21 protein-coding genes are annotated in these 23575 nt (G+C 37.9%); 14 read left to right on the forward strand and 7 right to left on the reverse strand.

The genetic code is table 11. The annotated features are described in order from the left end of the window. Window positions 1-4: 4 nt before the first annotated feature. The 3 genes from QCQ61_RS07050 to QCQ61_RS07060 all read left to right on the forward strand — a co-directional run bounded on the left by QCQ61_RS07050 (window position 5) and on the right by QCQ61_RS07060 (window position 1796). On the forward strand, window positions 5-247 hold the full coding sequence (locus QCQ61_RS07050) for a hypothetical protein (RefSeq protein ID WP_279450069.1): 243 nt from the start codon (window positions 5-7) through the stop codon (window positions 245-247). Then, window positions 247-444 carry a type II toxin-antitoxin system RelE/ParE family toxin gene (locus QCQ61_RS07055; protein ID WP_279450070.1) on the forward strand — a complete coding sequence of 66 codons (198 nt, stop codon included), beginning with the start codon at window positions 247-249 and terminating at the stop codon, window positions 442-444. Before QCQ61_RS07050 ends, QCQ61_RS07055 begins: the two co-directional genes overlap by 1 nt. 536 nt (window positions 445-980) lie before the next feature. Then, complete coding sequence (locus QCQ61_RS07060; RefSeq protein ID WP_279450071.1) at window positions 981-1796, forward strand: DNA/RNA non-specific endonuclease; 816 nt, start codon at window positions 981-983, stop codon at window positions 1794-1796. Window positions 1797-1876: 80 nt separating this feature from the next. Here QCQ61_RS07060 and rodA read toward each other — a convergent pair whose 3' ends face one another. The 6 genes from rodA to purH form a co-directional block, all read right to left on the reverse strand. Next, window positions 1877-3133 carry a rod shape-determining protein RodA gene (gene rodA / locus QCQ61_RS07065; RefSeq protein ID WP_279450072.1) on the reverse strand — a complete coding sequence of 419 codons (1257 nt, stop codon included), beginning with the start codon at window positions 3131-3133 and terminating at the stop codon, window positions 1877-1879. Beyond that, a complete protein-coding gene (mrdA, locus tag QCQ61_RS07070) occupies window positions 3133-4995 on the reverse strand; it encodes a penicillin-binding protein 2 (protein ID WP_279450073.1) in 1863 nt (620 codons plus the stop codon). Before mrdA ends, rodA begins: the two co-directional genes overlap by 1 nt. Further along, window positions 4992-5501 carry a rod shape-determining protein MreD gene (gene mreD, locus QCQ61_RS07075; protein ID WP_279450074.1) on the reverse strand — a complete coding sequence of 170 codons (510 nt, stop codon included), beginning with the start codon at window positions 5499-5501 and terminating at the stop codon, window positions 4992-4994. The genes mrdA and mreD overlap by 4 nt, the downstream gene beginning before the upstream one ends. Continuing rightward, window positions 5488-6318 (reverse strand): rod shape-determining protein MreC, encoded by an 831-nt coding sequence (gene mreC / locus QCQ61_RS07080; protein WP_279450075.1) that lies wholly within the window; start codon window positions 6316-6318, stop codon window positions 5488-5490. Before mreC ends, mreD begins: the two co-directional genes overlap by 14 nt. Window positions 6319-6422: 104 nt before the next feature. Continuing rightward, window positions 6423-7451, reverse strand: coding sequence for a rod shape-determining protein (locus QCQ61_RS07085; RefSeq protein WP_279450076.1), 1029 nt, complete (start codon window positions 7449-7451; stop codon window positions 6423-6425). 62 nt (window positions 7452-7513) lie between these two features. Beyond that, window positions 7514-9046, reverse strand: coding sequence for a bifunctional phosphoribosylaminoimidazolecarboxamide formyltransferase/IMP cyclohydrolase (purH, locus tag QCQ61_RS07090; RefSeq protein ID WP_279450077.1), 1533 nt, complete (start codon window positions 9044-9046; stop codon window positions 7514-7516). Window positions 9047-9227: 181 nt separating this feature from the next. On the opposite strand from purH, the gene QCQ61_RS07095 reads away from it, so the two are divergent. Continuing rightward, window positions 9228-10484 carry an ABC transporter permease gene (locus tag QCQ61_RS07095; protein ID WP_279450078.1) on the forward strand — a complete coding sequence of 419 codons (1257 nt, stop codon included), beginning with the start codon at window positions 9228-9230 and terminating at the stop codon, window positions 10482-10484. Window positions 10485-10663: 179 nt separating this feature from the next. On the opposite strand, the gene QCQ61_RS07100 is transcribed toward QCQ61_RS07095, so the two are convergent. Beyond that, entirely contained in the window at window positions 10664-11119 is a 456-nt protein-coding gene (locus QCQ61_RS07100; RefSeq protein ID WP_279450079.1) for a GAF domain-containing protein, read from the reverse strand. 145 nt (window positions 11120-11264) lie between these two features. Between QCQ61_RS07100 and xrtF the strand changes: the two genes are divergently transcribed. From xrtF to QCQ61_RS07150, 10 genes are all read left to right on the forward strand, one after another. Beyond that, window positions 11265-11807, forward strand: coding sequence for an exosortase family protein XrtF (xrtF, locus tag QCQ61_RS07105; RefSeq protein WP_279450080.1), 543 nt, complete (start codon window positions 11265-11267; stop codon window positions 11805-11807). Next, window positions 11807-12241: an exosortase F system-associated membrane protein gene (locus QCQ61_RS07110; protein ID WP_279450081.1), complete on the forward strand. Its 435-nt coding sequence runs from the start codon at window positions 11807-11809 to the stop codon at window positions 12239-12241. The genes xrtF and QCQ61_RS07110 overlap by 1 nt, the downstream gene beginning before the upstream one ends. A 38-nt stretch (window positions 12242-12279) precedes the next feature. Beyond that, a complete protein-coding gene (locus QCQ61_RS07115; RefSeq protein ID WP_279450082.1) occupies window positions 12280-12822 on the forward strand; it encodes a DUF3347 domain-containing protein in 543 nt (180 codons plus the stop codon). A gap of 55 nt (window positions 12823-12877) precedes the next feature. Continuing rightward, window positions 12878-13297, forward strand: a complete 420-nt coding sequence (locus tag QCQ61_RS07120) for an HYC_CC_PP family protein (protein WP_279450083.1) — start codon at window positions 12878-12880, stop codon at window positions 13295-13297. Between the two features lie 85 nt (window positions 13298-13382). Then, window positions 13383-15893, forward strand: coding sequence for a heavy metal translocating P-type ATPase (locus tag QCQ61_RS07125; RefSeq protein WP_279450084.1), 2511 nt, complete (start codon window positions 13383-13385; stop codon window positions 15891-15893). A 112-nt stretch (window positions 15894-16005) separates the two neighbouring features. Continuing rightward, entirely contained in the window at window positions 16006-18240 is a 2235-nt protein-coding gene (locus QCQ61_RS07130) for a TonB-dependent receptor (RefSeq protein ID WP_279450085.1), read from the forward strand. A gap of 74 nt (window positions 18241-18314) precedes the next feature. After that, window positions 18315-18680 carry a heavy-metal-associated domain-containing protein gene (locus tag QCQ61_RS07135; protein WP_279450086.1) on the forward strand — a complete coding sequence of 122 codons (366 nt, stop codon included), beginning with the start codon at window positions 18315-18317 and terminating at the stop codon, window positions 18678-18680. A 78-nt stretch (window positions 18681-18758) separates the two neighbouring features. After that, entirely contained in the window at window positions 18759-19079 is a 321-nt protein-coding gene (locus tag QCQ61_RS07140) for a four-helix bundle copper-binding protein (protein ID WP_279450087.1), read from the forward strand. 332 nt (window positions 19080-19411) lie between these two features. Continuing rightward, window positions 19412-19945, forward strand: coding sequence for a DUF8685 domain-containing protein (locus QCQ61_RS07145; protein ID WP_279450088.1), 534 nt, complete (start codon window positions 19412-19414; stop codon window positions 19943-19945). A gap of 401 nt (window positions 19946-20346) precedes the next feature. Beyond that, window positions 20347-23556, forward strand: coding sequence for a SusC/RagA family TonB-linked outer membrane protein (locus QCQ61_RS07150; protein ID WP_279450089.1), 3210 nt, complete (start codon window positions 20347-20349; stop codon window positions 23554-23556). Window positions 23557-23575: the final 19 nt, after the last annotated feature.

The raw sequence follows: 23575 nt of genomic DNA on the forward strand, positions 1-23575 counted from the left end.
AACGATGGATATTACGGAAAGAAAATATAGGTTGATTCAACATTGTATGGGTATTTCGACTGTTGAGGAAATAGAACGTGCAGAATATTTTTTTAAGCACGAAATAGAAACAATTGATTTTTGGGATAACTTGCCCGAACAGGTTCAAAAACTAGTACAAAAAAGCAAGGAGCAGAGTAAAAATGATTTGGTAATGCCTCACGAAACAGTTATTGAAAAAGCCCGAAAAAAAATTAAACAGTCTTGATGAAAGTGTTTTGGACACAACTTGCCGATATAACTTTTGAAGACGAAATTGAATTTATCCTGCGCAAGTGGAACAATGCCGAAGCCGAAAAGTTTATAGATTTGGTTGAGGATTTTAAAAAAGCGTTATCTACAAATCCATATATGGGCAAATTGTCTGAAAAAAGTCAAGTTAGAATGTTTGTTTTATCCAAATAAACCACTGTTTTTTACGAATTTTTTAATGATAAAAAACGTATAGACCTTCAGCTATTTTGGAACAACTCCAAGGATACAAAGGAGCTTGATAAGTATTTGTGAAAAACCATTTTACCACTTTATCACAGTGCTTGATAAGATTATTAGTCAATTTAGAGCTGATAATGTTATCAATTAGACCCGTAATCTTATGAAAAAATTATTTGGGAACTCACAAATCTTGGTTTTGGCTTTTAGTTTGTCTATGTGTAAGGGCAAAATTTCACCACAAAAAACTTATAAGTCTGAAATAGTGAATCCCTATAGATTTTCCAATTATGTTGATGGTTTTTAACAATAATGAAGAAATTAAAAATGAAGCAGTGCCGCTGGATATTGTGGAAATAAAAAACAAAAAGGCGAAGGCTACCCTTGTTTTAAAAATTGCAACTATGTTATCAAAGCGATTAACAAAAAGAATAGCTATCAATTGTTAGAAATAACGGTGGACTAAAAAATATTATTTCTACCTAAATCACTTTTTTTACTGTTGAACCATGAACCGAAAATACCTTTATCCCATCCTTATTATCCTCGTTACCGTTGTACTGTACTATGGTGATGAATATGTGGATAAACTGAACAGTCCAGCAAATAAAACACTTTCAAATCCCGAAAGAAGCGGTGCGGAATTTAACGATACATTCCTCCCCGCTTCCACCACGGGTGAAATTGTAAAGCACAATTTTTATACGCTTTCCTATTCTGAAGAACACGAACAAGCAGAATGGGTTGCTTATGAATTGAAAAAAAGTGATCTTTCAAAAAGCGAATTTGAGCGCCCTTACTTTATTGAAGACAAAAAGGTAGAAACAAGGTCTGCAGATTGGCGCAACTATAAAAACTCCGGCTACGATCGTGGTCATCTTTGCCCCGCTGGCGATAGAAGAATGTCATTTGAGGCGTATAATGAAACATTTTTAACCAGTAATATAAGTCCGCAAGATCATGATTTTAATGCGGGAATTTGGAACCGTTTGGAACAGAAAGTACGCTATTGGGCTAGAAAATATGATGGTGTTTACGTCGTGACAGGCGGTGTTTTAAAAGGCGACTTAAATACTATTGGACACGAGAATGTTTCTGTTCCCAATAAATTTTATAAAATTGTAGTAGATTTTTTAGATGAAAACTATAAAGCCATTGCTTTTTTAATTCCGAATAAACCTTCACCTGAAAGTTATTTCGAATACGCCGTTTCTATCGATGAAATTGAAGATGCAACGGGAATCGATTTTTTTCCACAATTGCCAGATTCCATTGAAAACGAAATGGAACAGACCATTAATCTAAAAGTTTGGGGAAAGAAATAAGTGTGCAATGTATGGTTTTGGGCATACGGTAGAAAGCACCGAGCTAATTAAACTAAAATTTTCATTTCAACTTCTATCTCCTACGAATAATGAAAATTTGCTCCATCTAATTTCACAAAAATAAAGAGTAAAATAGTGAAGCCCCAAAGTGCGGAACCTCCGTAACTAAAGAAGGGCAGTGGGATTCCGACGGTTGGAAAAATTCCTGTAACCATGCCAATATTTACGAAAAAGTGAAAAAATAGAATTGCGGCAACACTGTACCCATACACTCTTCCAAACTGGTTTTTTTGCTTTTCAGCCCTAAAAATAATTCGGGTTATTAATCCTACAAAGAGCAAAATAACTACCATGCTCCCTAAAAACCCCCATTCTTCGCCCACTGTACTAAAAATATAATCTGTGTGCTGTTCGGGGACAAAATTACCTTTGGTTTGCGTTCCTTGAGTCCAACCTTTTCCGAGCCAACTACCGTTGCTTATAGCAATTTCACTTTGATTTGTATTATAACCAATACCACGAGCATCAACTTCTTTTCCTAATATAATATTAAAACGATCGCGATGGTGTTGTTTAAAGACGTTGTTAAAAATATAGCTTACAGAAAATGCAAAGCCAATTGAAGCCACAACAACGAAAATATATTTAATAATATTGGGTCTTTTTTTTCTATTTCTAAAAAATAATAATCCCGCAATAAGTAAAATTCCGGCAGCTACCCAAATTGTACCAAAAGCAAGTGTAGATACAAACAAAACAATTGCAAACAGTGCTAAAAGTAAATATACTCCGTGTAAACCCTCGCGATAAAGAGGAAAAACGAATGCCGCATATATTAAAACACTTCCAGGATCGGGCTGCAATATTATTAAAATAACGGGTAATGCAAGTATAATGAATGCACCAATCTGGTGCTTAAAATCTTGCATGTTCGTTTGAATATCGCTTACATATTTTGATAGGGCAAGGGCAGTAGCCGCTTTAGCAAATTCACTAGGTTGTATGCTGAAACCACCAAAGTCGTACCAGGCAGTAGTGCCTGCAATAGTTCTTCCAAATATAAATAGCCCGACAAGCGAAATTAATGAAGCTATATAAATAACGCTCGCAAAGCGTTCGTAGAACTTAGATTCTATGGCAAGTACGAAAATTATTAAGACAATACTCAGGCCAATCCATAGCATTTGTTTGCCATAAATTTGGTTGAAATCAAAATAGCCTTTTGCTGCATCGCTTAGCGAGGCGGAGTATATATTTATCCAACCCATTGACACCAATGCAATATAGATGAATATAATTAGCCAATCAAAACGTACGTAACTTTTGGTAGCTGCCATTATCTATTAATTGAAAAAGGTTCGCCACTGTACTGTTTGGCATATTCTGCTTCGAGGCTTCCTTGCAACACAAACTTTTCCATATCGGTTCGGGTAATTTCGCCTTTAAGATATTTTTCAATCATGAGTCCGGCTATTCTTCCAGCCCAGCGGGAGCCCCAGTAACCATTTTCAACGAACACGGCAATGGCAATTTTAGGATTGTCTTTGGGTGCAAATGCTACAAAAATAGAATGATCGGTAAGCTGCACGCGTTTACCATCTATTTTTGTGTAGTTTTCTGCAGTACCTGTTTTTCCACAAACTTCAATCCCGGGAACTCTTATTGAGGCTGCAGTACCACGTTCATAAACTTGAAACATACCTTCTACTACTGGTTCAAAATATTCGGGTTCAACAGTGGTGTGGTTTTTCACTTTAAATTTTTGCGGAATGGTGTCCGGGCCAATTATATTTTTTATGATATGCGGCGTGTAATAATAGCCTCGATTAGCAATAGCCGCAGTAAAGTTTGCCATTTGGATTGGCGTTAATAAAACTTCACCCTGCCCAATAGCATTTGAGATGGTTGCCAGCGAAGACCATTTATGCTCCGGGAATTTGTGTATTTTATTATAATATGCCGATGTTGGTATGTTTCCTCTTTTACCACTCGGAAGATCGTAGCCCAAAAAATCGCCTAATCCAAAACTCATAAGATCTTTTCGCCAAGCATCTATGCCTTCTTGAGGGGTAGGATAGGTGTCCATCATCTTTTTATAAACAGTACAAAAATACGTATTACAGGAATTGGCAATCCCTGAAACCATAGCAACTGGCCCGCTATGGTGGCATCGTAAAACTCTTCTGCCAAAATGAAAGCCGCCACTACAACCTATTACGTCGTCTGTTTTAATAGCGTGTTCATGTAATCCAACCAATGCGGTTAACGCTTTAAATGGTGAACCTGGCGGATATTCACCCATTAGAACCCTATCGTATAACGGTTTGGCAATAGTGTCGTACCATAATTTTGTAAAATTTTTTGAACGTTCGCGACCCACCAAGAGTGAAGGGTCGTAACTAGGTGCTGTTACCAAAGCAAGTATTTCGCCGGTATCGGGTTCAATAGCAACTATACCACCGCGTTTATGAACCATTAATTCCTGTCCGTACTTTTGGAGCGTGGCATCAATAGTTAGTTGTATATCTAGGCCTCGTTCCGGCAAAGTATCAAAAATACCGTCTTTATACGGGCCAATATCTCTATTAAAACGATCTCTTTGAATGTATTTTACACCTTTTACACCGCGAAGAACTTCCTCATATTCTTTTTCTACACCTGCCGTACCAATGAGTTCGCCCATTTGGTAATATGGGTTTTTTTCAATGATGGCATTGTTTACCTCGGCTATGTAACCCATAACGTTCGCCGAATGGTCTACTTGATATTCGCGAAGGGAACGACGCTGAATATAAAACCCTTCGTATTTATACATTTTTTCTGAAAGGGAGGCGTAATCTGCTTTGTTAAGTTGTGGAAGTACTACCGATGGAAGTCTTGGTGAATACACCCGTGCCTTGCGCAATATTTCTTTAAAATCTTCTTTGGTTATTTTTAGCAATCTACAAAATTCTAAGGTATCCAAAGGTTTTACATCTTTTGGGATAACCATAACGTCGTACGACGGTTGGTTTGAAACTAAAAGTTTGTTGTTTCTATCAAACATGTACCCGCGCTGTGGATAGTCGTACATTACTTTTATGGCACTGTTTTGTGTGAGCGAATCTGATGAAGCATCGTACACCTGCAAATAGAAAAGCCGAGCGGCAAAAAGCACACCGCTCATCAAAACCAATGCTATGAGTACAATTTTTCTCATTGTGATTTCTTATTAAAAATTATCATTGTACAGACAATAACAATTATAGTAAACAATCCGGAAAACAGGGTAGATTTTAACAGCAACAATGTATGATTGAAGCTAAAAATTTCTAGTGAAAACATAACAAAGTGATGCATTAAAACCAAAGATGCAATGTAGGTAAGCCTCTCCATGGGATCGGCTTTTTTAATTTTCACACTGTTGTATTCGTAGCTTACACCGAAGGAATATTTTAATACTACCGGACGAATATATGCCACAAAAGCACAAGCAGCCGCATGCACTCCGCCCGAGTCTTCAAAAATATCGATGGAAAGCCCTAATAAAAAACCGAGAAAAATCAAAACACTTTTATCGCCGTCCAGTGGGTAGAGTACTATAAACAAAATATAGAGATAGGGGTTTATATATCCTCCCAAATTAATATTGTTAAGCACCAGCACCTGCAGAAAAACCAGCAGTACAAAACGACCTATGTTTATTAATATATCACTGTTCGACATCTTCTACTCCTTTCTCTAACTCTAAAATTTCTTGAGCTTCATTGTTTTTTATTAAATAAACGTTTTCCAGGCTCGTCATATCGTTAAACAAGGTTACGTTTACGTAATAATAGTTATCATCATTATCCAAATGAAAATCTTTTACCGCCCCAATTAAAATGCCTTCGGGGAAAATTGTCGAGCGTCCGCCCGTAATAATGGTATCGCCTTTTTCTATTTGCGCCAACCGCGGAATATCTATTAATTGCACCACGTTGGGATCTTTCGTATTCCAGATGAGCGATCCAAAATGACTCGATTTTTTTAGCTTTGCGTTAATGCGGCTTTTTGTATTTAAAATAGATTGTACGGTGGCGTAATTTTTTGAAACATCACTAACTATGCCCACAACTCCTTTAGACGAAATAACGCCCAAATCTATTTTTACACTATCTCGCTGGCCCTGATCTAACGTAAGTTGATTCTTCGTTTTTGAAAAATTATTATTGATTACCCGCGCCGTATAATATTGAAATTTACTTGGAAGAATAGTGCTATCTAGTTTTTCAATTGAAATGGCCTCTTCCAAATGCTCCATTTTTTTCCGAAGCATTAAGTTTTCCTGCAATAACTGTTCGTTCTCTTTCGAAAGATTAAAATAATCGGTTATATTATTTCGAAATGTATAAACACCACCCGAAATAAAGTTGGCAGAACTCACAAATTTATTGTTGTGGTAATTATGAGTTTGAATAGTAAGTGCAACGGAAATCGTGAAAAGCACGGCAAACAACAAGAAATTTTTATTCCGAATGAAGAAAAATATAATCTGCTGCATTGCTTGTTAGGGTTAAAATATTCTGTTTCTTGATGGGAGCAACGCCATAAATGGGCAACTATTCTTTTTAAATTATTTTCAGTATAATAATTTCTATCGAAAAATTACTTAATCAAAACGCTTTTGTACTTATTTAAGTTTTTTAAACAAATACCGGTGCCACGTACAACTGCCCGCAACGGATCTTCGGCAATATACACAGGCAAGTCGGTTTTTTGCGAGAGCCTTTTGTCCAGTCCGCGAAGCATGGATCCACCGCCGGCCAGGTATATTCCGGTGTTGTAAATATCGGCGGCAAGTTCGGGTGGCGTTTGTGAGAGTGTTTCCATTACCGCATCTTCAATTCTAAGAATCGATTTGTCCAATGCCTTTGCTATTTCTCTATAGGAAGTTTGTACTTGTTTTGGTTTTCCTGTTAACAAATCGCGCCCTTGTACGTCCATTTCATCTGGAGGTAACTCTAAATCTTCGGTAGCGGCTCCAATCTGTATTTTAATTTTTTCGGCGGTACGTTCCCCCACATAAAGGTTGTGTTGGGTACGCATATAATATACTATATCGTTTGTAAAAACGTCGCCCGCAATTTTTATAGATTTGTCGCAAACAATTCCGCCAAGTGCAATTACTGCAATTTCGGTAGTTCCGCCTCCTATATCTACAACCATATTTCCTTTGGGCTGCATAATATCTACACCAATACCAATTGCTGCGGCCATGGGTTCATGAATTAAATAAACTTCTTTTCCGTTAACTCGCTCTGCACTTTCTTTTACCGCGCGCATTTCAACTTCAGTAATTCCGCTGGGAATACAGATTACCATTCGCAATGAAGGTTTTAGCCAGCGTTTTTTTAAGGCCGGAATATCATTGATAAACATGTTTATCATTTTTTCACTGGCATCAAAATCTGCAATTACACCATCCTTCAAAGGCCTAATTGTTTTTATGTTTTCATGGGTTTTTCCCTGCATCATGGCAGCTTCGCGCCCTACAGCAATAATTTTGCCGGTAGTACGATCTCGTGCTACGATTGACGGGGCGTCAACAACTACTTTGTCGTTGTGAACAACCAAGGTATTTGCAGTACCCAAGTCAATGGCTATTTCTTCAGTTAGGAAGTCAAAAAATCCCATAATTTATTTTGTTGGAGTTGAAGGTTAACGTGTCTGCTTAATTTTAACAAATGTAATAAATTTTAATGCTTAAAATGGCGTGTACCTGTAAATACCATTGCCATTTTATGTGTATTGCAATAATCTATGCTCAACTGATCTTTTATAGAACCTCCAGGCTGTATTACTGCGGTAATTCCTGCATTATCGGCAATTTCCACACAATCTGGAAACGGAAAAAAAGCATCACTTGCCATAACAGCACCATCGAGATTGAACTTAAATGATGTTGCTTTTTCAATTGCTTGTTTTAATGCGTCTACTCGGCTGGTTTGGCCGGTTCCGCTAGCGCAAAGTTGTTTGCCCTTTGCCAAGACAATTGTATTGCTTTTTGTGTGTTTGCAAATTTTAGATGCAAACAACAGGTCTTCTAACTCCTGAGCACTGGGTTTATTGTCCGTAGCGTGCGTTAAAATTTCGGCAGTATCGGTAATGTTGTCTTTATCTTGAACCAAAACACCGTTCAAACATGTTCTTACGGTTTTTGAAGGTAATCCGGCTTCTTTCTGAATTAGTAAAATTCTATTTTTCTTTCCTTCTAAAATTTCTTGTGCTTTCGCCGAAAAAGAAGGCGCAATAACCACTTCGCAGAAAAGGTCGTGAATTTCGTTTGCAGTAGCTTCATCAATTTCTACATTGCTAATTAATATACCGCCAAATGCCGATACGGGATCACCTGCCAATGCTGCTAAATACGCTTGTTGTACGGTTTCGCGTTGCGCAATTCCACAGGCGTTATTGTGTTTTAAAATTGCAAAAGTGGGTGCTTCCCCTTTAAATTCGTTCATTAAATTTACGGCAGCATCAACATCCAAAAGGTTGTTATAGCTTAATTCCTTGCCGTGAAGTTTGGTGAACATTTCATCAAAATTTCCGAAGAAAAAACCTTTTTGATGTGGATTTTCGCCGTAGCGTAGCTCCTGGCCGTTAACCGCACTTATTTTATACGCTGGCAATTTTTCTTCTATATTGAAATAATTAAAAATTGCAGTGTCGTAATTAGACGAGACATTGAACGCTTTAGCGGCAAAGCGCTTGCGGTCTTTAAGGGTAACTTCTCCGTTGTTTACGGAAATCACTTTCAAAAATTCGGCGTAATCATCAACCGAAGAAACGCAAATGGTGTCTTTAAAATTTTTAGCGGCCGCGCGAATCAACGATATACCGCCAATATCTATTTTTTCAATTATATCTGTTTCCGAAGCTCCGGAGGCAACCGTTTTTTCAAAAGGATATAAATCTACAATTACCGCATCTATCTGCGGAATGTTGTATTGTGCCATTTCGGCAACATCACCTTGATTGTCCTGTCGGTTTAAGATACCGCCAAAAACCTTCGGGTGAAGCGTTTTTACACGACCGCCCAAAATTGAAGGGTAATCGGTAATATCCTCCACGGCGGTTACTTCAATTCCAAGATCTTGAATGAATTTTTCGGTACCACCGGTTGAGTAAAGTTTTACGTTTTGTTCGTGCAGTTTTTTAACAATTGGGGCGAGGCCTTCTTTGCTAAAAACAGAGATTAATGCTGAGGTAATTTTTTTGGAATTGTTCATTATTGAAAATTAAGGTGCAAAAGTACATAATTGCATAGTAAATTTGTAACATAAGCAGTGAGAAAACGTCTTACTTTTTATAAATTTATCAACCCCTTTTAATAGCGAAATCGAAATCGAAATCGAAATCGAAATTGAAATTGAAAATTTGAAATCGCCAAACCTTAACTTAAAATCATAAATGCTAATATACCTTCGCGTTTTAAAGGAAAGTTTCAATTTTGCTCTCAGTGCGCTTCGGAACAATAAATTAAGAACCTTTCTTTCATTGGTTGGTGTTACAATCGGTATTTTTTCAATCATAGCGGTACTCGCCGCAGTAGATTCCTTAAAACGCGAAATTGAAGGCAGCATTAGTGGTCTAGATAATAGCACCATAATTGTTATGCGTTTTAATTTTGGTCCGACCGATATTCCACGGTGGAAATGGCAACAATTTCCCGATGTTACCTTTGATGAATATCAGTATATTGAACGAAATACCCCAAATATTGAAGCAGCAACCTTTACGCTGAACGTTCCAAACGAAACCATAAAATACGGAAACAACCAAGTAGACAATGTTCCTATTGGTGCGGTAACCGATAGCTACTACCATATTGAGGCATTGCAGTTATCGGAGGGCAGGTTTTTTAATGGTTCCGAATCCAATAGCGGTTCTATGGTTGTGGTTCTGGGAAATGAAATTGCATTACAATTATTTGGGGGTGCTGCAAACGCTATTGGAAAACAAGTGCGTATTTACGGAAGAAAATTTAATGTAATTGGTGTTTTGGAAAAAGAGGGTGCCGGTTTATTTGGAAACTCAAAAGATACATCGGTTTGGATGCCCGTAAATGTGGTTCGCAGAATTTACGGCGACAACAATAAAACTACCTTTCCGCAAATAGTGGTAAAACCTAAAAAGGAAGTGGACCAAGCCGAATTTATTGCTACACTTACACAAAAACTTAGGTTAAAACGTGGTTTAAAACCCGATGAGGTGAGCAATTTTTTTATTAACCAAATGCAGGGTTTTACAGATTTTATTGATGAAATAACCGGTAGTATGAATATTATTGGGCTTATTATCAGTGGTTTTTCACTATTGGTTGGTGGTTTCGGAATTGCCAATATTATGTTCGTAAGCGTAAAGGAAAGAACCAATTTAATTGGTATTCAAAAATCGTTGGGAGCCAAAAATAAATTTATACTTTTTCAATTTTTATTTGAAGCTGTAATTCTCGCAATAATTGGAGGCTTAATTGGTCTGTTTTTAGTATTTATTGCTTCTCTACTTGCTTCACAATTTACGGGCGATTTCAATTTTATCCTGTCTCCGTTTAATATGTTTATCGGCACTGCAATTTCGGCGGCAATTGGTTTAATTGCAGGAATTATTCCGGCTATTTCCGCTTCAAAATTAGATCCGGTGGAGGCGATCCGCACGGGAATGTAAGCTTCGTAAATTCCAAGTTACAAGCACCAAATTCCAAATAAATCTCAAAAAACAGAAGGTAAAAGATAATAAACAGTTACTTCTTCCCCTTGAAAAGGCTGGGGTGGGACTTTTGGAGTTTGAAATTTAAAATATTGGAATTTTCGAAGAAGTGGCTGCAAAAAACTTAATTTAAAGAACTAAAGTATCTTTGCAACTTCTACGTTTACCCATTCCAAAAAGCGTTCGTCTTCCAGCGAAAAAGGATCTGCTACGTGCGAATCAATATCTATTTGGCCAATATTTTTTCCGTCTTTGAAAAGCGGGATTACAATTTCAGATTTTACGGTAATGCTGCACGCAATGTAATTGTCCTGTGCTTTTACATCGGGCACTACAAAGTTTTTGTTGCTTACCGCCACCTGCCCGCAAATTCCTTTACCAAAAGGTATAACGGTGTGGTCTGTGGGTTCGCCTGCGAATGCTTTTAAGTGAAGCGTTTCTTGAGCCGCGTTCGCAAAGTAAAATCCAACCCAATCGTAATAGCCTATAGAGGTTTGGAGAAGCTCACAAACCTCGGTTAAGCGTTGTTCGGTACTTTCGCTATTATTGGCAAGAATGGTAGTTATTTTGGGTTTCAGTTTTAAGAATGACATAATTTTACAGCTAAATATGAGTTGGCAAAAGTATTTTAAAACCCTTACAAACGCCAAAAACAAATACTGTATTTTTGTTAAATACAAAAATTTCAAATACTGTAAAAAGTTGAATATGTTTGAAACAGTAAGTAAGAAATAATTTTTGAAAGAACTTTTTAAAAAATACCGAACCGTTGTTCAATTCATCATCCTATTTTTGGGCACATATTTGTTGCTTGGCGTTGTATATTCACTTTACTTAAAGGCGTCTGCGAGTGGCTATTTTTTTCCGGATTATCTTTCAAATCTCGTTGCAAATCAAAGCAGGGCTGTGTTAGAGTTTTTGGGTTATACTTCTACTTTAAAACCCAATATATTGGAACAGGGAATTTCGCTAACAATAAACAATGCCTATTCTGTTAGTATTGTTGAGGGTTGCAATTCTGCCAGTGTTATTATTTTGTTTGTGGCTTTTATTATTGCTTTCGCAGAAAATTTCAAAAAAACGCTTTTGTTTCTTTTGGCGGGTGCGGTTTTAATTTACAGCGTTAATTTACTGCGAATCGTAATTCTTATTATCGCACTTTACAAATTTCCGCAGTATGAAAATGTGCTTCATTCGGTAGTATTTCCAGGTATAATTTACAGCGTGGTTTTCGTGTTATGGATGATTTGGGTTAAAATGCTAAAATCGAATACGCCGTAATGAAAAAGTCGTTAAACATAGTAAGTATAGTTGTTCTGGCGGGTTTTTTAGTTCTTATTCGAGCTTTTGAACATACGTTGTTTTACGATCCGCTTTTATCTTTTTTTGAAGTTGACTATAAAAGTATGCCGCTGCCACAAATGGACACGTTTGCGTTACAAACCGGGGTTGCGCTCCGATTTTTATTAAATACCATTATTTCCCTCGCAATTATATGGCAGGTATTTAAGGATAAAGAAATTATAAAGTTTTCACTCCTTCTTTACAGCCTTCTTTTTGTGCTGTTTTTTATGATCTTCAGCTTTATAATTTTTACTTCGGAAGAAAGTAGCGGCCACTTTGTATTGTTTTATGTTAGAAGGTTTTTAATTCAACCCTTATTTCTACTTTTATTAGTGCCAGCATTTTATTTTCAGAAATACAAAACTCGATGATTTTTTGATACCTTTGTCTATCTAAAATTTAACTGAAAATGAAAAAATTATCACTTATTTCCTTAGCAATTATTGCATTAAGCTTTTTATCTTGTAAAGACACGGTTAAACAGACCGAGCCCGAAGTTGTTACGGTTGATAATACTGAAACCAAGACTTACGAAATAGCCGTTCCTGAAGTAGAATTCAACGATCCTAATGTTGAAGCAATATTTAATCAATATTTACAGGTAGAAGCAGCTTTAGTAAATACAAATGCCACCAAAACGGCGGAAGAAGCTGCAAAACTTGAAAAACACTTAAAGGAAATGAATGCCGAAGAAACTGTACAAACTGCAGTTTCCGCTATGGCTGCATCTGACGATATTGCTGTGCAGCGCCAAAATTTTGAAACCTTAAGTAGTGCAATGGAAAGTATGTTGCAGGGCGCGTTAAAATCCGGAACATTATACAAACAATACTGCCCAATGGCCTTTAATAATAAAGGTGCCTATTGGATAAGCAGCAGCAAAGATATTTTAAATCCATATTTTGGCGATAAAATGTTGAAATGCGGCAGAGTAGATGCCGAGATAAATTAATTTAACAAAGCCTTCCATTTTAGTGGGGGGCTTTTTTTTGTATTTTTGCAAAAGCGTGAAAAAAACCATTTCCATATTTTTATCTATCCTAATGCTCGTTAGTAGTTCTGGAATAGCCTATGCGCAGCACTTCTGCAGTGGGATGGAAATGATGGCTGAGGTTACCTTGGGCGACAAACTTCTTTCCTGTGGAATGGAGGAAGACGCCCTCGCTACAGATTGCGACGATAAAAACTTGGCTCCTGAAGCACACGATTGTTGTAAAAACCACATTACCAAAATACAAACTGACGAAAATTTTGCCAAGGCTTCGTTCGATTTAAAATTGAATAAAACCTTTGTAGCTACTTTCGTTTCTGTTTTTGTATTGCAGGAAGTAGAAATCGCTTCCGCAGAAAAAATCTTCTTCGCGGATTACAGTCCGCCACCCCTCGAACAGGATTTGAACATTCTGTACGAGACTTTCCTGATTTGATTTATACCCCGTGTATGCGGGTATTTCATGACTTAAACCCCAAATATTTATGGGGTAAGAACTCATATTTAATCAAATTATAAAAATGAAACACACATATAAAATACACGGAATGACCTGCAATGGCTGCCGAGGCCATGTGGAAAAGACTTTAAGTGAAATTGAAGGCGTTTCCCAAGCATCGGTAAACCTTGAAAAAGCCGAAGCGGTCATCGAAATGGAAAATCACATTCCATTAAAAGTTTTTGAAAAAGCGTTGGAAGACGACGGCGGAAGCTACAGTATCTCTCTTCCCGATGATGCTGAAGCTGCAGAAAAACATCAAAAGAAAAAAGAGGAAAAACGGGCAAAACAAAGCAGTTCGGGTACGTTTTATTGCCCGATGCACTGCGAAGGCGAGAAGACTTACGACAAGCCTGGCGATTGCCCCGTTTGCGGAATGGATTTGGTAGAAGAGGCAAAAACTTCAACAAACTCGGCAACGGAGTATACCTGCCCAATGCATCCCGAAGTAATTCGCGACGAACCGGGTTCGTGCCCAATCTGCGGGATGGATTTAGTGCCAAAAGAGGCCGACGAATCTGCCGAAAACAAATCGTATAAAAAGTTGCTGAAAAAGTTTTGGATTGCCGTAGCCTTTACGCTACCCATTTTTATAATCGCAATGTCTGAAATGATTCCAAACAATCCGTTATACGATTGGATGCCGATTGTTACTTGGAATTGGATACAATTCGGCCTGTCAATTCCGGTGGTGTTTTACGCCACTTGGATGTTTTTTGAACGCGCCTATCGCTCCATTAAAACCTGGAATCTCAATATGTTTACCCTTATCGGGATAGGGGCTGGGGTGGCTTGGCTTTTTAGTATTTTTGGGTTGTTGTTCCCCGACTTTTTTCCTCCACAGTTTAAGACCGAATCGGGAACTGTGCACGTTTATTTTGAAGCGGCCTCGGTTATACTCACCCTAGTTTTAATGGGGCAGGTTTTGGAAGCGCGCGCGCACAACCGAACAAATTCTGCTGTAAAGGAATTGCTGAAACTGGCGCCAAACAAAGCAGTTCGAATTGTTGACGGAAAGGAAGAAACCATCGCCATTGATAAAATTGAAGTTGGCGATAAACTCCGTGTAAAACCCGGAGAGAAAATTCCTGTGGACGGCAGCATTTTGGAAGGCGAAAGCTCCATTGACGAATCAATGATTACCGGCGAACCTGTTCCCGTTTCAAAAGCGGGGGGCGATAAAGTAAGTTCCGGAACCATAAACGGCAAACAAACTTTCGTAATGAAAGCCGAAAAAGTGGGAAGCGATACTCTGCTTTCCCAAATCATTGAAATGGTGAACAAAGCAAGCCGAAGCCGCGCTCCAATCCAAAAATTGGCCGATAAAATTTCTAGATGGTTTGTGCCAATCGTGGTCTTAGTTTCAATAATCACTTTTATAGTTTGGGCAGTTTTTGGTCCTGAACCTGCTTATGTTTATGCCTTGGTGAATGCCATTGCCGTTTTGATTATCGCGTGTCCGTGTGCCCTTGGGCTCGCCACGCCAATGTCTGTGATGGTTGGAGTGGGGAAGGGCGCCCAAAACGGAGTGCTCATTAAAAATGCCGAAGCGCTGGAGACACTCAACAAAATAGACGTTTTGATTATTGATAAAACCGGAACAATTACCGAAGGAAAACCTTCCGTTGAAAAAGTGGGCGCTGCCGACGGTTTTTCGGAAGAAAAAGTGCTTCAATATATTGTTTCGCTCAATCAAAACAGCGAACATCCATTGGCTGATGCTACGGTTAAATACGGAAAGGAAAAGAATTCCGAAGTTTTAAAAGCTACCGATTTCAATTCGGTTACCGGAAAAGGGGTAACTGGAAATATCAATGGAGAAAAAATAGCACTCGGTAACGAAAAGATGATGCAGGAAGCAGATGCAGACATTTCCGAAGAACTTCAAAAGCAAATTTCAGAAGAACAGAAAAAGGGCAAGACCGTACCGATGCTTTCCGTAGCTGGAAAAGTGGTGGGTTACGTTGTGATTGCCGATAAAATAAAGGAAACCAGTAAAAAAGCAATCAACGAACTTCAGAAAAAGGGAATTCAGGTTATAATGCTAACAGGCGATAACCACGACACCGCAAAAGCTGTTGCTTCCGAATTAAATCTCGCCGAATTTAAAGCTGAAATGCTTCCGCAGAACAAATTGGAAGTAGTCGAAAAATTGCAATCCGAAGGCCAAAAAGTAGCCATGGCTGGCGACGGAATAAACGATGCCCCCGCTTTGGCAAAAAGTGATGTAGGAATCGCGATGGGCACAGGTACGGATGTAGCGATAGAAAGTGCCGGCGTTACCTTGGTAAAAGGCGATCTGCACGGCATTGTGAAAGCGTTCCATTTAAGCGAAAAAGTAATGCGTAACATTAAACAAAACCTGTTTTTTGCTTTAATTTATAACGTGTTCGGCGTGCCAATAGCCGCCGGGGTTCTCTTTCCAGTTTTTGGACTATTATTATCGCCGATGATTGCCGCACTGGCAATGAGTTTTAGCTCTGTTTCGGTAATTACAAATGCATTGCGATTGCGCGCTGCAAGAATTGATTAAATGAAAAATGACATAGGACTTTTAGACATAAGACGTATGAAGAATATAAAATTTTCTCCTACGTCTTATGTCCTACCGTCTTAAGTCACAGAATAAAAATTTATAACATTATATGAAAAACTACATATTTATAGCCTTTTTATTCCCACTCAGTGTTTTTTCACAGGAAAAAGTAACGGGAAAGATTACTGATAATATCAATAACAAAGAAGTTTCGTTAGCAGGTGCAAACGTTTATTGGCTAAACACTCAAGTGGGAACCGTAACAGATTTTGACGGAAATTTCGAAATTGCGTATAAGCCCGAATACAAAAAAATGGTTATCAGTTTTGTGGGTTATAAAACCGATACTATTTCGGTGAATTCGCCCAAAAGAATTACGCATTCTTTAACTTCTACCGCCAATCTTGATGAGGTTACGGTTACCGCCCGGCAGAAAGCCACGTCGCGTTCCTTCATTCAAGCAACCAATGTTCTCAATGTAAGCAGCGAAGAACTTCTAAAAGCGGCGTGCTGTAACCTCGCGGAAAGCTTTGAAACCAATCCCTCGATTGACGTAAATTTTTCTGATGCCATTTCGGGCACGCGACAGATTAAAATGCTGGGATTAACGAGTCCTTATATTTTAATTACAACTGAAAACGTACCGAGTATTCGCGGGGCTTCGCAAGCGTACGGCTTGAGTTTTATTCCCGGTACTTGGGTGGAAAGTATCCAAATTACCAAAGGTGCGGGAAGCGTTACAAATGGTTTCGAAAGTATCGCGGGACAAATAAATGCCGAACTGCAAAAACCAACATTGGATGATAAGCTTTTTGTAAATGCCTACGGCGCCGGAAATGGACGTTTTGAGTTGAATACGCATTTAAATACAAAAGTTACCGACCGCTGGAGCACGGGGCTGTATATTCACGGGAATATGCGGGATACGGAATTTGATAAAAATGACGACTCCTTTCTCGATGCACCGCTGATGCAGCAAGTAAACGTGATGAATCGCTGGCAATACACCGACACTGAAAACGGGTATGTTGGGTTTTTCAATGTTCGATTTTTAAATGATGAGAAGCAAACCGGACAGATTGGTTTTGATGAAAAGAAGGACCGAGGCACCACAAATGCTTGGGGTAGCGAAATTAATACGCAACGTTTTGACCTTTCGGGGAAATTTGGTTTCGTAAACCCAGATATTCCTTGGCGAACTGGTGGTTTGCAACTTGCTTACAGCCATCACAACCAAGAGTCTTTTTTTGGGTTGAACGATTACAATATTGAGCATAATAGTTTATATGCGAACTTTCTGTACAACTCAATAATTAGTGACTCGCGCCACAAAATTAAAACTGGGGTGAGTGCAACTTATGACGGTTATGAAGAATTGGTTTTAACTGAAAATTTCAGCAGAATTGAAAATTCGGTCGGGGCTTTTTTCGAATATAATTTTGACAATCTGGGCGATCTTAATTTTACGGCTGGTATCCGTGGCGATATTCACAATAGATTGGGAGCGTTTATCACGCCGCGTTTTCATTTGCGCTACACGCCTTGGGAAAAATCTGCCTTTAGAATTTCCGCAGGAAGAGGAAAGCGCAGTGCGAATATTTTTACCGAAAATCAGCAGCTTTTTGCTACTTCTCGCGATTTAAAAATTTTAGGCAACGGAGGCGAAATTTATGGGTTGAATCCCGAAATTGCTTGGAATTATGGGGCTTCGTATATGCAGGGTTTCAATCTTTTTGGAAGAAGGGGCGATGTTACTTTCGATTTTTATAGAACTGATTTTAAGAACCAAATTGTTGTGGATTGGGAAAATCCTTCGGAAATTAATTTTTACAATTTGGATGGAGAAAGTTTTTCGAACAATTATCAATTAGAATTTAATTACAATCCTTTCACCCATTTTGATGTGCGATTGGCATATAAATATTACGATGTGGAAACTACCTATTTAAGTGGAAAGAAGCAAAATCCGTTAACGCCAAATCACCGATTTTTTGCAAATGCTTCTTTTCAAACCCATCAAACACAAAAGGGCGGTAACTGGAAGTTTGACGCGACCTTCAACTATTTGGGCGAACAGCGATTTTCCGGCTCAGAAAATTATTTGAATACCATTGGCCTTTCAGAATTTTCACCATCGGTTTCAACACTGAATGCACAGATTACTAAAGTTTTTTCATCTAATTTTGAAATCTATGTGGGTGGTGAAAACATAACCAATGTAAAACAACCTAACCCAATTGTGGGAAGTGATACTCCGTTTGGAACTACTTTTGACACAACATACGTTTACGGCCCCATTTTTGGAAGCTCGTATTATGCGGGATTACGATATAGAATAAATTAATGATGTTGCGATTTTAATTTACCGCAAAATTAGAAGCCATAAGGCATAATTATAACCCTAGAAAATAGATAGAAATGAAAAAAGCAATTTTAATTATTAGCGTATTATTTATCGGTGCAACCGGTTTTGCCCAAAACAAAAATGCAAAAGCTACCATTGAAGTAGATGGTGTTTGCGGAATGTGCAAGGATCGAATTGAGAAGGCATCCATTCAGGCCAAAGGCGTAAAGTCGGCTATTTGGAATGTAGAAACCCATCAATTAAACTTGATTTATAATGAAAAGAAAACCGATCTAGCCACCATTCAGCAAAGTATTGCCGATAGCGGCCACGATACCCAGGACATTGCTGCCAAGGACGAAGTTTACAATCAAATAGATCCTTGCTGCAAATATCGCGACCAACAAGTAATTGACGACCACAAGCAAGGCGGACATTAATTTTAGGAGGATTTTATAATTTTCTTAATAGTTAGTACGCGTCGATTTTGGTAATTTGATTTCATAAAAACAACAATTATGAAAAACGAAAAATTAATTCACGCTTTAGGCAACTGCATTAATCATTGTAATTACTGTGCAGACGCCTGTCTTGACGAAGAAAATGTAAAAATGATGGTGAGCTGCATCCGAACCGATAGGGTTTGTGCAGAAGTCTGCAGTACGCTTAACCAACTTTTGGCCATGAATTTTGGCGATGTGGACGATCTTGTAAGGTATTGTGCAAAAATATGCGAAGCCTGTGCAGACGAGTGTTCGCAACACGAAGCGCAACATTGCCAAGATTGTGCAGAAGCTTGCAGAAAATGTGCAGCGGAATGTAGAGCGTTCCTTGCATAAAATTGGCTGTTAAATTTTAGCCAACGAGAGAATAATTTAACAGTGGCGTCTTTTACCTTTATATTGTTAATTTAAAAAAGTAATTGTTATGCCACAAAATCAGCAAAGCAAAAAGCCGCAACCTGCTAAAGGGCCACAAACCAAAAAGCAGGATAACAAAAAGGCTTCGCCAACTGCTCCTAAAAAGAAGTAGTCCGCGATTGGTTAATAAACCAAGGAAACCATCCCGCGAAAGTTGGATGGTTTTTTCATTTTGGCAACTTTCTGTTTGGAGGTAGAATTTCGGCTATATTTTATATTTTTAGCCTTTTCAAAATTCAAATAAAAAATAGATGAAACAAATTTTAGGAATAGGATCCCGAATCAACCACCCTGAATACGGGAAAGGGGTGGTTACTAATGTTACGGCAAAAATGTATTGGGTAACTTTTATTGACAATGGTCTTGAAACAATTACGCCCGACGACGATTTTGAAATTATTGAGGCTGCTGAGGATGAGGTAGATACGGTAAGCTTTTATGAGGTAGAAAAGAGCCTTCGCAACATTCTCAAGAAATGGAATGGATTTAGTGAGATAGTGCCAATTGCCGATAAATGGAAAGGCGGCACTATTGTTTTAAAACCAGGCGATTCTAATTTAGCTTCAAAGGAAATACCCATTGACACATTTTTCCATAAAATTGTAATGTTGCGTGACCGACTGCGCGTGATGGAGCAAAAAATTAATTCGAGTAAAGAATTGGGAGAACAGGATAAAATAGATTTACAACAATATATTACGCGTTGTTATGGCAGTTTAACCACTTTTAATGTGTTATTTAAAAGTACTTCGCAACATTTTAAGGGAGAGGGTTCTGCAAAATAAATAAGCAAAATACAGTTTAAGCCAGTTTGCGAAAATTTTATGATTTATTAGTGTTTTAACACCTTTTATAGTAGTGTGTTTTAACGCTGAAGAAAATGTGAAATAAAATATGTTAAAACGCTCCAAAACGCCATGGATTGTAATGTTGGGGCAATTGTTTATAAACTGTTAGAAAAAAAAGTGTTTATTTTTTAAACACTTTTTTTTATTCAGCAATAATTTCCTACGCTCCGCAAGCATAAGAAAACCAAGTCTTTGCAAATTTTTGGGTTAAATTTTAAAGAAAAACTGTTTTTTTAAAATAACTTTTTGATAATATTTTCATAATCTACTTACTATAAAAGTTGGAATTGTAAGATTTTATTGGCACTTTTGGGGTGCTAATTCAAACAAACAAAAAAATGAAAACAAAGTTTAGTGGAATTTTAACACTATTATTAGTGTTAGTTGTGCAGCTCGCTTTTGCACAGGAAAAAACAATTTCCGGGACGGTAACTGATGACACAGGTTTACCGCTTCCAGGAGTTAACATAATTATAAAAGGTACAAGTACTGGAACGCAGTCTGATTTTGATGGTAATTATACCATTGATGCTGCTACTGGGCAAACACTTGTTTATAGTTATGTAGGTTTTGAGACCCAAGAGATTGCTGTTGGGGCCTCAAATAAGATCAATGTTACTATGCAAGCTGGTTCTATGTTGGACGAGGTGGTAGTAACTGCACTTGGTGTATCTCGTGAAAAACAATCATTGGGGTATTCAACACAAGAAGTAGATGGAGAAGATATCTCTACAGTTAAGGGCAACAACTTTACAAACGCTCTTTCTGGTAAAGTATCTGGTCTACAAATTAGAAGAAACAACAACCTTGGTGGTTCTACCAACGTAGTTATTAGAGGTAACACTTCTTTAACGGGAGATAACCAAGCGTTATTTGTTGTTGATGGTGTGCCAATCAGTAACAGAAATACCAACGATGCTGCTCAAGCTCAAGCAAGAGGTAATTACTACGATTACGGTAACGCTGCTGCAGATATTAACCCAGACGATATAGAATCTGTAAACGTGCTAAAAGGAGCGGCTGCTTCGGCACTTTATGGTTCACGTGCGGCTAACGGTGTTATTATCATTACAACTAAAAAAGGTAAAAAATCGAAAGGTATTGGTGTAACTATTAATACGAACGCTACCGTTGGTTTTATTGACAAGAGTACTTTTGCTGAATACCAAACTCAATATGGTCCAGGTTATGGCGATTACTTTACGTTTGAAGATATTAACGGCGATGGTATTGACGATCAGGTAGAGAATTATGTAGATGATGCGTCTTACGGACCAGCTTATGATCCTAATTTATTCATTTACAAGTGGAATTCATTTGATCCTTCGTTACCAACATATTTGCAAAAATCTGCTTATGTAGCTGCTGCAAACGGTCCTTTGAACTTTTTTGAAACTCCTATTTCACTTACCAACTCTATCTCTATTTCAAATGGATTAGAAGGTGGTTCATACCGTATGTCTTATACAAAATTAGATCAGTCTGGTTTAATGCCAAATAGCCAATTAGATCGCCACAACTTTATTTTCAGTGGAACCTACGATGTAACTGAAAAGTTAACTGCAAGCGGTTTTGCGAACTATATTAAAACTGATGCATTGGGTCGTAACTCTACAGGTTATAACGATAACGTTGTAGGTAATATGAAACAATGGTGGTCAGTAAGTACTGATGTTAATGAGCAAAAAGAAGCTTACTTCTTAACTCATAGAAACGTTACTTGGAACCCAGGTAGCGCTACACCGGGTGCTGCTCCTCTATACTGGGATAACCCATATTGGACACGTTATGAAAATTATCAGAATGACGGTAGAAGCCGTTTTATTGGAAACTTTGAGTTAAACTACGAGCTTGCTGATTGGGTTAATGTAACAGGTAGGGTTTCTACAGATACATATAGCGAAAACCAAGAAGAGCGTAGAGCTGTTGGTTCTGTAGCAACTTCATTTGGTGTTTCTCGTGGTAACGTAGATTCTGGTTACCTAAGAAGAGATATTACTGCAACTGAAACAAACTACGATTTAATGTTTAACTTCAACACTGATATTTCAGAAAACTTAAGTTTTGCTGGTATTTTGGGATCAAACATTCGTAGAAGTGAATTTAACTCATTAACATCTTCTACTGCTGGTGGATTAGTGGTTCCTGGTCTTTACTCATTACAGAATGGTGCATCACCACTTCCAAACCCAGTTGAACAAGCTGAGAAAATTGGTGTTGATGGTGTTTACGCTAGTGCATCTTTCGGATTCGCAAACGTTGTTTTCTTAGATGGTACAGTTAGAAGAGACCGTTTTTCTACTTTACCTAAAGATAACAGTGCATTCTACTATCCTTCTGTTTCTACTAGTTTTGTATTTAGTAAATTACTAGATGTTAATGCTATTAGCTTTGGTAAACTTCGTTTAAACTACGCTGAGGTAGGTAATGGAGCTCCGTTTGATAGATTGAGAGATACATACGTTATTAATGGTGATATCGGAAACTCTATTCCTAATACTGCCAATAACCCGAACCTAGAACCAGAACGTACCAAGAGTTACGAAGCAGGTTTAGAGATGCGTTTTGCAAATAACAGATTAGGTTTTGATGTGTCTTACTACAAATCTAACTCTATTAACCAAATTGTAACTGTTCCAATTTCTCCAACTACCGGTTATACTGGTAAATTGCTAAATGCTGGTGAAATTGAAAACAAAGGTATTGAGGTTTCATTAAATGCAATGCCAATCAAGAATGACAATTTTACTTGGTCTCTTAGCGCTAACTGGTCTCAAAACAAGAGTGAGGTATTAGAATTGCCTGACGGAATTAAGAACCTACAATTAGGTAGATTCCAAGGTGGTGTTTCTATAAACGCCGAATTAGGTCAGCCATACGGTGTAATCTACGGTCAAGATTTTGTTTACTTAAACGGTGAGAAAGTTGTTGATCCAGATAGTGGAAGATACCTTAAAACTCCGGTTTCTAACAATGTACTTGGAGATACTAACCCAGATTGGTTAGCTGGTATTACCAACACATTTACTTACAAAGATCTTTCTTTCAGTTTCCTAATTGATATTCAAGAAGGTGGAAGCCTTTTCTCTCTTGACCAGTATTATGGTGAAGCAACTGGTATCTATGCAAACACTGCATTTACCAATGATTTAGGAAATCCTGTAAGAAGCCCGCTTGATGAAGGTGGTGGATATATTAACCCAGGTGTTAATCCTGATGGGTCAACCAATACAACTAGAACTGATGCAAACGGATTTAGTGGATTTGGATACGCTGCTTTACCAGCTGCTGCATTTGTTTATGATGCGAGCTACATAAAACTTCGTCAAGTTTCATTAAGCTATAATTTGCCATCTAAATACCTTGACAATACCTTTATGACTGGTTTATCTTTTACCCTTTCAGGTTCTAACTTATGGATAATCAATAAAAACTTGCCATACGCTGACCCTGAAGCAGGTTTGAGCTCTGGTAACCTTCAAGGTTATGTTACTGGTTCATTGCCAACTACCCAAGATTACGGGTTTAACATTAAAGCACAATTTTAATATATAAAAAAATGAAGAA

This window comes from Aequorivita marisscotiae, assembly GCF_029814825.1.
Lineage (GTDB): Bacteria > Bacteroidota > Bacteroidia > Flavobacteriales > Flavobacteriaceae > Aequorivita > Aequorivita marisscotiae.